This is a genomic window from Methanocaldococcus fervens AG86, from assembly GCF_000023985.1.
GTDB classification, from domain to species: Archaea; AGJL01; Methanococci; order Methanococcales; family Methanocaldococcaceae; genus Methanocaldococcus; species Methanocaldococcus fervens.
In genome coordinates this window covers 1,005,344-1,019,700 of record NC_013156.1, presented here as the reverse complement: position 1 = coordinate 1,019,700, position 14,357 = coordinate 1,005,344, and the positions used below count along the sequence as shown (strand labels likewise).

At 43.8% G+C, this 14,357-nt stretch carries 8 protein-coding genes, 7 tRNA genes, 3 rRNA genes and 1 other RNA gene; 15 read left to right on the top strand and 4 right to left on the bottom strand.

Annotated elements, in window-relative coordinates; translation table 11 throughout:
- Position 1 precedes the first annotated feature (1 nt).
- A complete protein-coding gene (locus MEFER_RS05530) occupies positions 2–646 on the top strand; it encodes a stage II sporulation protein M (protein WP_015791630.1) in 645 nt (214 codons plus the stop codon).
- A gap of 66 nt (positions 647–712) precedes the next feature.
- Here MEFER_RS05530 and MEFER_RS05525 read toward each other — a convergent pair whose 3' ends face one another.
- Together MEFER_RS05525 and MEFER_RS05520 are read right to left on the bottom strand one after the other, a co-directional pair.
- Positions 713–856: a 50S ribosomal protein L40e gene (locus MEFER_RS05525; RefSeq protein ID WP_010870213.1), complete on the bottom strand. Its 144-nt coding sequence runs from the start codon at positions 854–856 to the stop codon at positions 713–715.
- A 20-nt stretch (positions 857–876) separates the two neighbouring features.
- Positions 877–1,380 carry a DUF367 family protein gene (locus tag MEFER_RS05520; protein ID WP_015791629.1) on the bottom strand — a complete coding sequence of 168 codons (504 nt, stop codon included), beginning with the start codon at positions 1,378–1,380 and terminating at the stop codon, positions 877–879.
- An 81-nt stretch (positions 1,381–1,461) separates the two neighbouring features.
- Between MEFER_RS05520 and MEFER_RS05515 the strand changes: the two genes are divergently transcribed.
- From MEFER_RS05515 to MEFER_RS05455, 14 genes are all read left to right on the top strand, one after another.
- Positions 1,462–2,820: an MATE family efflux transporter gene (locus tag MEFER_RS05515; protein ID WP_015791628.1), complete on the top strand. Its 1,359-nt coding sequence runs from the start codon at positions 1,462–1,464 to the stop codon at positions 2,818–2,820.
- Between the two features lie 17 nt (positions 2,821–2,837).
- On the top strand, positions 2,838–3,893 hold the full coding sequence (locus MEFER_RS05510; RefSeq protein ID WP_015791627.1) for a TIGR01177 family methyltransferase: 1,056 nt from the start codon (positions 2,838–2,840) through the stop codon (positions 3,891–3,893).
- Between the two features lie 109 nt (positions 3,894–4,002).
- Positions 4,003–4,079: transfer RNA gene (locus MEFER_RS05505), tRNA-Phe, on the top strand.
- Positions 4,080–4,087: 8 nt separating this feature from the next.
- A tRNA-Asn gene (locus MEFER_RS05500) sits at positions 4,088–4,163 on the top strand.
- A 29-nt stretch (positions 4,164–4,192) separates the two neighbouring features.
- Positions 4,193–4,270 (top strand) — tRNA-Ile (locus tag MEFER_RS05495).
- Positions 4,271–4,283: 13 nt separating this feature from the next.
- Positions 4,284–4,358, top strand: a tRNA-Glu gene (locus MEFER_RS05490).
- A gap of 32 nt (positions 4,359–4,390) precedes the next feature.
- Positions 4,391–4,478 (top strand) — tRNA-Leu (locus MEFER_RS05485).
- An 11-nt stretch (positions 4,479–4,489) separates the two neighbouring features.
- Positions 4,490–4,561, top strand: a tRNA-His gene (locus MEFER_RS05480).
- A gap of 200 nt (positions 4,562–4,761) precedes the next feature.
- Positions 4,762–6,238, top strand: a 16S ribosomal RNA gene (locus MEFER_RS05475).
- A 65-nt stretch (positions 6,239–6,303) separates the two neighbouring features.
- Positions 6,304–6,376: transfer RNA gene (locus tag MEFER_RS05470), tRNA-Ala, on the top strand.
- A gap of 100 nt (positions 6,377–6,476) precedes the next feature.
- Positions 6,477–9,481, top strand: a 23S ribosomal RNA gene (locus tag MEFER_RS05465).
- Positions 9,482–9,548: 67 nt separating this feature from the next.
- A 5S ribosomal RNA gene (gene rrf, locus MEFER_RS05460) occupies positions 9,549–9,663 on the top strand.
- Together the 16S, 23S and 5S rRNA genes with 7 tRNA genes alongside form the textbook arrangement of a ribosomal RNA operon.
- A gap of 53 nt (positions 9,664–9,716) precedes the next feature.
- Positions 9,717–9,974: RNase P RNA component (rnpB, locus tag MEFER_RS08235), an RNA gene on the top strand.
- Positions 9,975–10,096: 122 nt separating this feature from the next.
- Positions 10,097–11,065 carry a hypothetical protein gene (locus MEFER_RS05455; RefSeq protein ID WP_015791626.1) on the top strand — a complete coding sequence of 323 codons (969 nt, stop codon included), beginning with the start codon at positions 10,097–10,099 and terminating at the stop codon, positions 11,063–11,065.
- Here MEFER_RS05455 and MEFER_RS05450 read toward each other — a convergent pair.
- A complete protein-coding gene (locus MEFER_RS05450) occupies positions 11,062–12,051 on the bottom strand; it encodes a sn-glycerol-1-phosphate dehydrogenase (RefSeq protein ID WP_211204181.1) in 990 nt (329 codons plus the stop codon). The genes MEFER_RS05455 and MEFER_RS05450 overlap by 4 nt on opposite strands.
- A gap of 15 nt (positions 12,052–12,066) precedes the next feature.
- Positions 12,067–14,355, bottom strand: coding sequence for a carbamoyltransferase HypF (hypF, locus tag MEFER_RS05445; RefSeq protein WP_015791624.1), 2,289 nt, complete (start codon positions 14,353–14,355; stop codon positions 12,067–12,069).
- Positions 14,356–14,357 lie beyond the last annotated feature (2 nt).

The window sequence follows — 14,357 nt, the reverse complement described above, 5'->3', positions numbered from 1 at the left end:
TATGAAGGATGCCTATTTAATGCTGGTTTTAATAGACGCATTGAAGGAAGTATTTGATTTAAAGGAGATTTTAAAAAGCCCTTTAAAGAATAAAAAAGTCGTTTTATTTGTTAGTTTAGTCTTTATATTATCTTTAGCAATATCTTATGTTTTAATTGCCAATGTGAATTATTTCTCCTATTTAGGGGATATAGTTTTTCAAAACTTTCAAGAACACGTTGAAAATCTAAAAATTTCGTTAGATGAAGATAATTTAAGTATAATATTGGCAATTTGGGAAAACAATTTAATTGTCTGTATTTTAAACTACATTGTTGGGATTTTTTCACTATTTGTGGTTGCATTCAACTCCTATATTTTATCCTTCGTGCTTTATAAATTTGGCGTTGAAAGCTTTATCTACTTAGTTTTACCACATGGAATTATTGAAATTCCCGCCTTAATATTTTCAGCATCAAGTGGGGTTTTATTTAATATAGGGTTGGTTAATCTTTTAATAAACATTAAATTTGGAGAGAAAAAAGAGGTTTTGTATTACATAAAAGAGTCTTTAAAGCTACTTTTGCTTTCTATAATCTTATTTATAATCGCCGGGATTATTGAAGGAACTATAACGTTTAAAATAGCTAAAATTATGTTCTCATAAATTAAAATAATAAATTAAAATAAATGTAAATAAAAATAAAATATAAAAAATAAAAAAGCAACTCGTTTATCCTCTTGGTTCCTTAGCTTTTGGTCTTAATCCCTTATAACCACACTTTCTACACTTTGTAGCTCTCCAAGGGTTTCTTGCATTACATCTCATACAAATCTTTTTCATAAATAATCTTTTCATAGCTTCTTCAAATGGCATTTTATCACCTATAAGCTTATTTACAAAAACTCTTTTTGAATTTCCACTACTTCCATTGAATTTTTAGCATTTGAGTATCTCTCTAATAATTCATTATTAACCTTTATAAATGTTTCTGCCCATTTAAAGCAAGAGGTTAAATCTAATGCCTCATCCTTAAAGTTAGTTATATATAAAGCTGCAATAAAAGCTTCTAATGTTGAAAGCATGCACGGCTTACCATAATTTATTGGATTACATGGAACTAAAAATGGTAGCGACCTTTGATTTTTAAATTTAAATTTCTTAAACATCAGCTCTGCCTCTTTCCATGAGCAATCTAAAGCAGTTATGCCAAACTTTTCAACTATATCCCTATCCTCTGGAGATAAAGCTTTTTCAGCATAAGGATTTAATATTAAAGAGTTTTTTGGAACTTTATATGGATTTTTTAACAAAATGGCTTTATTCATTTTAGCCATTTTCAAAGATGTGCATTTTTTTGGATTGCACTGATTTGCGTGATATATAAAAAGCTTTGGCATTGTTACCACAATTTTAGATGGTAAGAGAATTTAAGTTGTATAAGTGATATTTATTTTTTACTGTTATTGTGGTGATACATAATGAAAAATGTTGAAATATTGTTAGATGACCCAAAAAAGGCAGTTATTGAAGTCTCAAAACCAATAATTGTTGCTACATTTGTTGAATCAATTTATAGCTTAGTTGATAGCATTTGGGTTTCTGGGTCAGGGGCCGATGCATTAGCTGCTGTTGGAGCAAGTTTTCCAATATTAATTAGTTTATTTGCAGTTAGTTGGGGTTTGAGTATTGGGATTAGTTCTGGAATAGCGCGGAGAGTTGGAGCAAGAAATAAAGAAGAAGCTGATAAAGTAGCAAACCATGCAATTATCTTATCTTTAATTGCTGGAATTTTGTATATATTAGCTATTTATCCAAATCTTGATGTGTTGTTTAGCTTAATGGGAACTTATGGAAGCTGTAAATTATTAGCTTTAAAATATTCGGGCACATTGGTTTTAGGAACTCTCATATTCACAATCTGTGATGCGTTGTATGGCATATTTAGAGGGGAGGGGAATACAAAAATTGTGATGATAGCCAGTGTTTTAGGAACATTGACAAACATCATATTAGACCCAATATTCATATACCTATTAAACTTAGGAATAGTCGGAGCAGCTTATGCTACTTTAACAGCTGTAGGAGTAGCTTTCTTAATATTAGCTTATGAGCTATTTATAAAAAAATCATGTTACATTACTGTTAATTTATCAAAATTTAAACCTGATTTAAAGATTATTGCTGATTTAATTAGAGTTGGAATCCCTTCAGCGTTAATAGATATAAGTGTTGCAGTCTCATTTTTTATAATGACTTCAATAATTATGATAGTTGGGGATAGCGAAGGATTGGCAGTATATACTGGAGCTTTAAGGATAACTGACTTTGGCTTTATTCCAATGTTGGGTTTGGCTAGCGGAGCAACATCAGTTATAGGGGCTACTTATGGAGCAAAGAGTTTTGATAAATTAAAAACAGCTTATCTCTACACAATAAAAATCGGAGTATTAATGGAAATTGTTATTATTGCTTTAATAATGCTGTTAGCCCCAATATTAGCTTATTTATTCACATACACTAAAGCTTCTATTGGAATTCACGAAGAGCTCGTTAGAGCCTTAAGAACAATCCCACCATATCTGTTATTTACACCGTTCATCTTAACAACATCCGCCATGTTTCAGGGTATTGGTAAGGGAGAAAAATCTCTAATAATTTCTATATTTAGATGTTTAATTTGCCATATATCCTACGCATACCTCTTTGCGGTAATTTTGGGTTTAGGTATGTTGGGTATTTACATGGGATTAGTTATTGGTGATTTTACTGCAGGAATCTTTTCTTTTTTACTTGGAATTTTGACAATAAAAGCATTACTCAAAAATAAAAACAATTAAAAGATGAGGGGATGATCATGATTGGATATGTTTTAAACGGAGAACATGAAGAAATTCCTTATGCAGAACTCATGGCATTATTGGAAATCTTTAATTACAATGGTAGTGTTGAGAGACTAAAAAGATACATTATAACCGAAGATAGCCCAGCTAAAAAAATTGTTAAGAGGAGTGGTTATATTGATGAAGGGCATAGGATAGTGTTTAAATATGATTTAGAGGAAAAAAACGTAAATTTAGTTGATAAAGTTGTTGATGATTTTATAAAATCATTTGAAGAATTTATAAAAGATAGGGATTATCCTGACATTGACGAAAGCAAATCTTACGCTGTTAGGGTTTTAAAACTCCATAAAGATGAATTTACAAAATCCATAAACTCATTGAAGATTGAAAGAGAGCTCGGAGGAATTATAAAGTTAAAAACTAATGCAAAAGTAAATTTAACAAAGCCAGATGTTTTGGTTAGAGTGGTTATTTTAGAGAATAATTTTTTCGTTTCTAATGTGTTAGAAATGAGAGATAGAGAATATTTCCAAAAAAATAGACCACATTTAAGAAAATACTTCCATCCTGGCTGTATGCTTCCGAAGCTTGCAAGGACTATGGTAAATTTGGCAAGAGTTAAAGAGGGAGATGTTGTTTTAGATCCATTTTGTGGAACTGGAGGGTTTTTAATTGAAGCTGGTTTAATTGGAGCTAAGCTTATTGGCTGTGATATCGATTGGAGAATGGCTTCTGGAACTTTAATAAACCTTGAAGAATACAACCTATTGGATAATGTGATAAAAGTTAAAAAGTTAGATGCTAAATATGTGAAAGAGTTTTTAAATGAATTAAATATAGAGAAAGTAGATGCTGTTGTAACAGACCCGCCTTATGGAATATCTACAGCAAAAAAAGGAGAAATTGAGAAAATATTAAAAATGCTTCCAGAAGTTATTAAAGAAAATGGATACTTTGTTTTCGCATATCCAAAAAAAGTTGAACTTGATATGGAATTAGAAGGACTTTACAAGGTGTATATCCATAAAGGTCTTATCAGGCACATACATGTTTACAAAAAAGTATAAAGATATGAATAATTATGAAAAATTAACTAAATTATAATAAAATATTTAAATACCTAACCGAAAAGTTTATATACCTGAAACATAATGCATAATTATGCAAACATTGGGTGCCGCGGTAGTTCAGCCTGGGAGAACGCTGGACTGAAGATCCAGTTGTCGGGTGTTCAAATCACCCCCGCGGCACCAGTTTATGTGCCCCCATAGCTCAGATGGTAGAGCGACGGACTGTTAATCCGTAGGTCGCAGGTTCGAGTCCTGCTGGGGGCGCCATCAATTTTTTATTTTTTTATGCCCGATATGGGCCCGTAGCTCAGCCTGGTCAGAGCGCTCGGCTCATAACCGAGTGGTCAAGGGTTCAAATCCCTTCGGGCCCACCATAATCCCTAATTAGCTCCGGTGGTGTAGTCCGGCCAATCATGCGGGCCTTTCGAGCCCGCGACCCGGGTTCAAATCCCGGCCGGAGCATCATTTTCCTAATTTTTAAATATTTAACATGTGCAGGGGTCGCCAAGCCTGGCCAAAGGCGCTGGGCCTAGGACCCAGTCCCGTAGGGGTTCCAGGGTTCAAATCCCTGCCCCTGCACCATAGGTAAAGTGGCCGGGGTGGGGTAGTGGCCATCCTGGGGGACTGTGGATCCCCTGACCCGGGTTCAATTCCCGGTCCCGGCCCTTTTTTATTTTTTATATCATAATTGTTCTATTCCTAAAAACGTTGCATGTAACAATTTCTCGCTATAGGGTGCACTCGAAGGATGCGTCCCCAATCTGAAGAGGTTGGGGCTGAGGCAAGCCCACGACTGGTGGTGAAACCCCGCAGCAACCAGCCGCAAGAAAGGTTTATCCTTTCTTGCGACCGTACCTCCCACTTAATTCCGGTTGATCCTGCCGGAGGCCACTGCTATCGGGGTCCGACTAAGCCATGCGAGTCAAGGGGCTCCTTCGGGAGCACCGGCGCACGGCTCAGTAACACGTGGCTAACCTACCCTCGGGTGGGGGATAACCTCGGGAAACTGAGGCTAATCCCCCATAGGGGAGGAGGTCTGGAATGATCCCTCCCCGAAAGGCGCAAGCCGCCCGAGGATGGGGCTGCGGCGGATTAGGTAGTTGGTGGGGTAACGGCCCACCAAGCCTACGATCCGTACGGGCCCTGAGAGGGGGAGCCCGGAGATGGACACTGAGACACGGGTCCAGGCCCTACGGGGCGCAGCAGGCGCGAAACCTCCGCAATGCGCGAAAGCGCGACGGGGGGACCCCGAGTGCCCACGCTCCGCGTGGGCTTTTCCGGAGTGTAAACAGCTCCGGGAATAAGGGCTGGGCAAGTCCGGTGCCAGCAGCCGCGGTAATACCGGCGGCCCGAGTGGTGGCCACTGTTATTGGGCCTAAAGCGTCCGTAGCCGGCCCGGTAAGTCTCTGCTTAAATCCTGCGGCTCAACCGCAGGGCTGGCAGAGATACTGCCGGGCTTGGGACCGGGAGAGGCCGGGGGTACCCCAGGGGTAGCGGTGAAATGCGTTGATCCCTGGGGGACCACCTGTGGCGAAGGCGCCCGGCTGGAACGGGTCCGACGGTGAGGGACGAAGGCCGGGGGAGCAAACCGGATTAGATACCCGGGTAGTCCCGGCTGTAAACTCTGCGGACTAGGTGTCGCGTCGGCTTCGGGCCGACGCGGTGCCGAAGGGAAGCCGTTAAGTCCGCCGCCTGGGGAGTACGGTCGCAAGACTGAAACTTAAAGGAATTGGCGGGGGAGCACTACAACGGGTGGAGCCTGCGGTTTAATTGGATTCAACGCCGGGCATCTTACCAGGGGCGACGGCAGGATGAAGGCCAGGTTGACGACCTTGCCAGACGCGCCGAGAGGTGGTGCATGGCCGTCGTCAGCTCGTACCGTGAGGCGTCCTGTTAAGTCAGGTAACGAGCGAGACCCGCGCCCCATGTTGCTACCTCCTCCTCCGGGAGGAGGGCACTCATGGGGGACCGCCGGCGCTAAGCCGGAGGAAGGTGCGGGCAACGACAGGTCCGCATGCCCCGAATCCCCTGGGCTACACGCGGGCTACAATGGCCGGGACAATGGGACGCGACCCCGAAAGGGGGAGCGAATCCCCTAAACCCGGTCGTAGTCCGGATCGAGGGCTGTAACTCGCCCTCGTGAAGCCGGAATCCGTAGTAATCGCGCCTCACCATGGCGCGGTGAATGCGTCCCTGCTCCTTGCACACACCGCCCGTCACGCCACCCGAGTTGAGCCCAAGTGAGGCCCTGTCCGCGAGGGCAGGGTCGAACTTGGGTTCAGCGAGGGGGGCGAAGTCGTAACAAGGTAGCCGTAGGGGAACCTGCGGCTGGATCACCTCCTGAGAAAAAAGGTGCTGGTTGCTGTGGGGCACTAAACCAGTCGTGGGCTTGCCTCATAGGAGAAGTGGGCCCGTAGCTCAGCTGGGAGAGCGCCGGCCTTGCAAGCCGGAGGCCGTGGGTTCAAATCCCACCGGGTCCACTATATGTGCAGCCTGCAACTCCAAAGAGTTGCAGGTGAAGGGCCTGACAAAACATGAAGGCCATGCATAGGCTTCCACATCCCGGTGAAATCTGGATACTCTGCCGGGCCACCAGCCCACCTGGTGGATGGCTCGGCTCGGGGCGCCGAAGAAGGGCGTGGCAAGCTGCGATAAGCCCGGGGGAGGCGCAGGCAGCCGTAGAACCCGGGATCCCCGAATGGGACTTCCTGCCCCATTTGGGGCGCTCCCGTTAGGGAGCGGGAACGCGGGGAAAAGAAGCATCCGAGTACCCGCAGGAAAAGAAACCAACAGGGATGCCGGGAGTAGGGGCGACCGAAACCGGCACAGGGCAAACCGAACCCTTCGAGGAAACTCGAAGGGGATGTGGAGTTGCAGGGCCCCCAATACAGACCCTCCCAGGCGAAGCCGAAGTCCCCTGGAATGGGGCGCCATAGAGGGTGAAAGCCCCGTAGGCGTAAGCCTGGAGGGTCTTGGGGTGTCCCTGAGTACCGCGCGTTGGATATCGCGCGGGAAGCTGGGAGACATTAGGCTTCCAACCCTAAATACGTCCCGAGACCGATAGCGAACTAGTACCGTGAGGGAAAGCTGAAAAGCACCCCTTGCGGGGGGTGAAAAGAGCCTGAAACCAGGTGGGCACGGAATGGCACGGCCCGAAAGGTAACCACCCCGAAGGAAACTCCCGCGAGGGAGGAGTACGAGGGGTGGCATGCCGGGGTCGTGCCGTCCGTTTCGAAAAACGGGCCGGGGAGTGTACGGGTGTGGCGAGCCTAAGGGGTTCAACCCCGGAGGCGTAGGGAAACCGACATGCCCGCAGCCCTTATGGGCGAGGGGCGGGGTCTTAATGGGCCCGGAGTCACACCCGTACGACCCGAAACCGGGCGATCTAGGCCGGGGTAGGGTGAAGCCCCTCACCAGAGGGGTGGAGGCCCGCAGGGGTGTTACCGCGCAAAGTGCTCCTCTGACCCCGGTCTAGGGGTGAAAAGCCAATCGAGCCCGGAGATAGCTGGTTCCCCCCGAAATAACCCGCAGGTTAGCCGGGGGTTAGGTAGATGGCGGGGTAGAGCCACGGATAGGGTGTTTAGGGGGCGAAAGCCCTCGGCACCCTGTCAAACTCCGAACCCGTCATCACCGTAGCCCCCGAGTGAGGGCATACGGGTAAGCCGTATGTCCGAGAGGGGAACAACCCGGACCCGGGTTAAGGCCCCTAAGTGCCGGCTAAGTGTAAATGAGAAGGGAGTCCCTGGCCTAAGACAGCGGGGAGGTTGGCTTAGAAGCAGCCATCCTTTAAAGAGTGCGTAACAGCTCACCCGTCGAGGTCAGGGGCCCCGAAGATAACGGGGGCTAAGCCGGCCGCCGAGACCCGGGGGGGCCGAAAGGCCATCCGGTAGGGGGGCGTCCCGCGGGGGCAGAAGCTCGGCCGTGAGGTCGAGTGGACCCCGTGGGAACGAGAATCCCGGCAGTAGTAACAGCAAAGTGGGGTGAGAATCCCCACCGCCGAAGGGGCCAGGTTTCCACAGCAACGGTCGTCAGCTGTGGGTTAGCCGGTCCTAACCCTCGGGGTAATTCCCTCGAGGGGAAAGGGAAGCGGGTTAATATTCCCGCGCCACCGGGGTACGTGCGGCAACGCAAGGCCAGCTCCTGACGCTTCGGGGTAGGCCGACCACCCCCGTCGGGGTGGCCAAGCGCATAAGCCCGGGGAGTGCCGTAATGGCGAGAACCGGGCAAAAGCGTGATGGGCCCTCCGTTAGGAGGGTTCGGCTGAGCCCTGGAGCCCGTGAAAAGGGAGCTGGCAAGGATCCCCGGTGACCGTACCCAGAACCGACACAGGTGCCCCTAGGCGAGTATCCTAAGGCGTGTCGGGAGAATCCGGCCCAGGGAAGTCGGCAAATTGGCCCCGTAACTTCGGGAGAAGGGGTGCCTGCGGTCTTCTCTAAATGAGGGGACCGCAGGTCGCAGTGGCCAGGGGGGTCCGACTGTTTAATAAAAACACAGGTCTTGGCTAGCCCGTAAGGGTGTGTACCAAGGCCGACGCCTGCCCAGTGCCGGTACGTGAAACCCGGGTACAACCGGGCGAAGCGCCGGTAAACGGCGGGGGTAACTATAACCCTCTTAAGGTAGCGAAATTCCTTGTCGGGTAAGTTCCGACCTGCATGAATGGCGTAACGAGACCCCCACTGTCCCGGGCCGGAACCCGGTGAACCTACCATTCCGGTGCAAAGGCCGGAGACCCCCAGTGGGAAGCGAAGACCCCGTGGAGCTTTACTGCAGCCTGTCGTTGGGGCATGGCCGTGGGTGCACAGCGTAGGTGGGAGCCGTCGAAGCCACCCCTCCGGGGGTGGTGGAGGCGCCCATGGGACACCACCCACCCATGGCCATGTCCCTAACCCCGAATAGGGGGACACCGGCAGGTGGGCAGTTTGGCTGGGGCGGCACCCCCCTGAAAATGCATCAGGGGGGCCCAAAGGTCGGCTCAGGCGGGTCAGAACTCCGCCGTGGAGTGCAAGGGCAAAAGCCGGCCTGACTTGGTCGGTAACAGAGGCCGACCAAGAGGCGAAAGCCGGGCCTAGCGAACCCCTGTGCCTCACCGATGGGGGCCAGGGATAACAGAAAAGCTACCCCGGGGATAACAGAGTTGTCGCGGGCAAGAGCCCATATCGACCCCGCGGCTTGCTACATCGATGTCGGTTCTTCCCATCCTGGGCCTGCAGCAGGGCCCAAGGGTGGGGCTGTTCGCCCATTAAAGGGGATCGTGAGCTGGGTTTAGACCGTCGTGAGACAGGTTGGTTGCTATCTGCTGGGGGTGTCGGCCGCCTGAGGGGAAGGTGGCTCTAGTACGAGAGGAACGAGCCGCCGGCGCCTCTGGTCTACCGGTTGTCCGACAGGGCATTGCCGGGCAGCTACGCGCTAAGGGATAAGGGCTGAAGGCATCTAAGCCCGAAACCCTCCCCGAAAATAGGCGGCCAGTCCCTTCGGGGACGAGGGCTCCCGTAGAAGACGGGGTTGATAGGCCGGGGGTGTAAGCGCCGAGGGCACTGCCCGAGGCGTTCAGCCCGCCGGTACTAATCGCCCGAGGGCTCGGCAGAGTATCCAGACACTAAGCGGATGTGGAAGCCTATGCATGGCCTGAAAGAGGCACCATTTATTTCTTGGTACGGCGGTCATAGCGGGGGGGCCACACCCGAACCCATCCCGAACTCGGAAGTTAAGCCCCCCAGCGATGCCCCGAGTACTGCCATCTGGCGGGAAAGGGGCGACGCCGCCGGCCACTTTTTATTATTTTAGACTATAATATTTATATATTCAAATATTAAATAGCGGGTAAGGGGGCTGGTGACTTTCCCCTCTTCAAGAGGGGAGGAAGTTCCGCCCACCCCATTCATGGGCAGCGTCCCCTGAGAAGGGGCGGGAGGTGCAGCAGAAACGACACGGCTCCGGAAGAGATGACGATGATAGTAAAAGTTGAGGACTTCCGGAGAACCGGTGAAACGGGCACCTCCCCTGCCCGGGGTGCAAGCCGGTTTCGGCGCTTAGCCGAATGTCACCGAAATTACAGAAGGCGGGCTATAGCCCCCATACCCGCACCATTTTTTATTTTTGATTTATAGACTTGAATTAAAGGTTATCATTTTTTTATTTTTTAAGGTTTTTATATGTCAAAAAATAAAATAAATTTAAAAAGATATTAAAGACGGGAGAAGATGGATAGTGTTTTAAGTGGTAAGATTGTTCAAATACTCGTTGGCTATTTAAAAGAAAATATCTACTCTGAACAAATGATGAAAGTAAGGATGAAGAGGATTTATAGTTATGAAGAGTTTTTACCAACATACTCGTTAATAGAGAGGATTACCGAAGAAAATAAAGAAATCGCAATAAAGGTATATGAAAAAAACATTATTGTAGAGATTGTTAAAGATTTTAAGAATAAAGATTTAGTAGAGTTGTTTGAAATCAAAGAAGAGTTGTTCGATGAAGCTTTTGGTTATTTAAAAAAATATAACGCAGATAAATTTTTAGAGAGTTATACATTATATTGTTTTAGTGATTATTCAGATCCTGACTCATTTATTAAAGAAAATAAAAGTATATTAGCAAAACTCTTAAAAAATCAATATGAAGACGTTCCAGAAGAATATGTAAATGAAATATTGGTGAACAAGATAAAATACTCCACAAAAGATTTAATTATATTAGATTGGGATAATGGAATAATATTAGATAAAAATGAAGATTTTTGGGAGGAAGTAGATATCATTGAGCTTGCATGCATTAGAGTTTTAAATTTAAGAATTTTTGACAATATGTTAAGTGAGGCAATACAATATTTTACGAAGTTACAATGGGAAAAGCTCGGATATTTTAAATTAAAAAAATTATCTAAAGATTTATATTTGCAAAGGATTAGCTATATCTCATATTTTGATAGTATTGAAAACGTCCTCATGTTGTATGGTGATAGGTATTATGCAGAGTTGTATGAAAGATTGTGTAAAATATTCTATGTTTCAGAGTGGATTAAAAGAGTGGAGAAAAAAATGGAAATGATTAACGATATATATGCAATGATAAGGCAGAGCCTGACAGAAGTTTATGGATTGCTGTTAGAAGGAACTATTGTAACCCTAATATTATTAGAAATAATCTTGGCCTTAGTAAAAATTGTCTAAATAACTCCTGTTTCTTCAGCCAGTTTTCTTGCCTCCTCTCTACTCAGCCCAGTCCTTAATATGGTCCACCTATCCCTTATTTTATGTGCTATAGTCAATGCCTCAACAATAATATCCTCATCAAATCCCAGTTCTTTGGCAGTAGTTGGTGCATTAACTTTTTTTAAGCTCATTTTAATCTTTTCATGTAATCCAGATAATTTTTTATTCTCCTTTTCATGCAAATAGCTCATCATTATCGTTCCTACCCCACATTGCTCTCCATGTAAAGAATTGACATTCAAATTATACTCCTCTTTTAATCTATCTAAAGCATGTGAAAAGAGGTGCTCGCTTCCAGAAGCAGGTCTTGAAGAGTTTGCTATGGCTATTGCTATACCACTACCAACTAACGCCTTTACAAGTTTGCTGTGATATTCTAACAAATCAGAGTTTAGAACATAGCTTATTAACTCCTTAGCTATTGTTTTTGAAAATATGGCAGAGCTTTCACTATATCTCTCCCCTTTTTCTTTATAAGCTAATTTCCAATCCAAAACTGCGGTAATGTTTGAAACAATATCCCCCATTCCAGCACTCAATAACCTTTTTGGAGATTTTTTTATTATTTCAGTGTCTGCAATAATGGCTATAGGGGCACTAGCCATAAACGAAGGTTGTTTTATAGATACAATTGGCGATGCAATACCATCGTTTGATGCTGTTGTTGGCACGCTAATAAATGGAATTCCCAACTTGTAAGCCAAATATTTGCCAGTATCTATTGCCTTTCCTCCCCCAACCCCAATTATTGAATCATATTCAAACCTTATTTGAGAATTTAATATTTCGTCATAATATACTATATCATAAGAAAATTTACAGTATTTTTTTGTATTTCTTCCAGTTACAATTAATGGATTTTTCAAGTTGAGATTTTTTAAAACTTCTTCCAATTTATTAATTGCTCCATCCTCTATAATGGTATATCTTGGTGTTATAATTATCATTCTTATCCCTCTCTAACCATAGGGCTCCGCCCTATTCTTTAAGATATAAGCAATGCCCTGTCCGAAACATATTCCCCCATCTCCATTAGGAACTCTATTGTGATAAATAAAATCAAAACCCTCTCTTTTTGCATTATTCATAACTCTTTCAGTTATTATTCTATTGTATGAAACTCCTCCTGTAATGCCCACTGCATTTATTCCAGTTCTATCAGCCATTTTTTTAGCAATCTCAAACAATCCATCTGCTATATAGATATGAGCAAAGTATGCTATTTTTTCCTTACTTTCATCGTTTAAAAGCATCTCATAAGATTTATAAATAAGTTCTGTAGTATCTAAGATGTTATTTTTTATTTTTGGCTCTATCTCCATATTTCCTTTAAACTTATTTGCTTCTGGCTCCAATCTTATACTCGGCTCTCCATCATATGTTTTTTCAAAGCAAATGCCTAATAAAGCTGAAACAGCATCTAAAACTCTACCGGTGGATGTTGTTATTGGACAGTTAAGCTTTTTCTCAAGTTGGAATTTCAATAACGCAAGTTCTTTTTCTGAAAAGAAATTATATTTTTTTATAAAATCAAATGCCTCCTCTCCTATTGCCTTATAAAGTATAGATAAAAGCATCCTCAACGGATACTTTGTCGCTAAATCCCCACCTAACTGATACTGCTCTTCCAAGTGCCCAACCCTCTCAATCTTACCATCTTTAAATAATAAAACCTCCCCTCCCCATATATTTCCATCTAAACCATAGCCCACTCCATCTAAAGATAAAACAACTGCATCATCAAAATAGTTGTTATCTCCCAATAAACTATAAGCGTGTGCAAAGTGATGCTGAACTCTAAAAATTTCAGCTCCAAATTTGTCAGCCAACTCTTCAGCTAATTTTGTTGAATTGAATTGAGGATGTAAGTCACAAACAACTGCGTCAATTTTGTTTGTATTTGTCAATCTTAAAATGTTGTTTATTGCATCTCTTAAATAGCAAAATGTCTCATATTTTGAAGTATTTCCTATATATTGAGTCAAATAAAACTTATTTTTCTTTACAATACATGCTGTTGAGTTTAGCTCAGCTCCAACACACAAAATGTTTTTATCATTCTCAACATCAACCTTTATGGGCTCTGGAGCAAATCCTCTTGACCTTCTTAAAAAAACCAGCCTATTAGCTACTTTTTTAACAACACTATCATCGCACCTATTTACTATCCTTCTATTATGCAGTAAAAAATAATCCGCAATTCCGTCAAGTTTTTTCAATATCTCATCATTATCTTTAACCATCGGTAATCCTGGCAAATTAGCAGAGGTCATTACATAAGCTATCTCTTTATCAAACAATAGATAATGCAATCCGCTGTATGGAAGCATAACTCCAATGGTATCTAAGTTGGAAACATATTTTGAAAAATATTTATCATAATTCTCACTCTTTTTTAAAACAACTATAGGCCTCCTCAAAGATAATAGCATATTCCTTTCATCTTCATCAACTTCAGCAAATAAATCTACATAATCCCTTTTACTCATAACCGCAAACGGCTGAGTAGGTCTTCCCAACCTCTTCCTTAAATTTAAAACTGGCTCGTTTTCACTAACCTTACAAGCTAAGTGAGTTCCTCCAATCCCTTTTATAGCCAATATTTTTCCTTCCTCTAATAATTTAACTGCCTCTTTAATTGCTTCATCCTTCTCAGCGATAACTTCTTTTCCATCACTCAAAAACACTTTTGGGCCACAAACTGGGCAACAAGTAGCTTGGGCATGAAATCTCCTATCTAAAGGATTTTTATACTCCTCTAAACACTTCTCACACAATGGAAAATCTCTCATTGAAGTATTTTCCCTATCATAAGGAAGTTTTTCAACTATTGTAAATCTCGGCCCGCAGGTTGTGCATGCAGTGAAAGGATATCTATACCTCCTATCATTTTTATCAAACATTTCTTTTAAACAATCGTCACATATTGCCACATCAGCCGGAATAGTCCCCTCTTCTTCCTCTCTGCTGTCCTCACTTTTTATAATGTAAAAATCGTCAAAACTTAAATTATCATTTATTTCCTCAATATCCAATTTATCTATCCTTGACAACGGAGGCTTTTTATTTTTTAAATCCTTTATAAAATTCTCTATATCTTCTTTTTTTCCTTCAACAACTATCTCTACGTAATTTCCCATATTCTTTACAAAACCCTTCAAATTATTTTTTTTGGCAATTCTATAAACAAAAGGTCTAAATCCTACACCTTGAACTATACCTTTAACCTTAATCCTTACTTTCATCATCA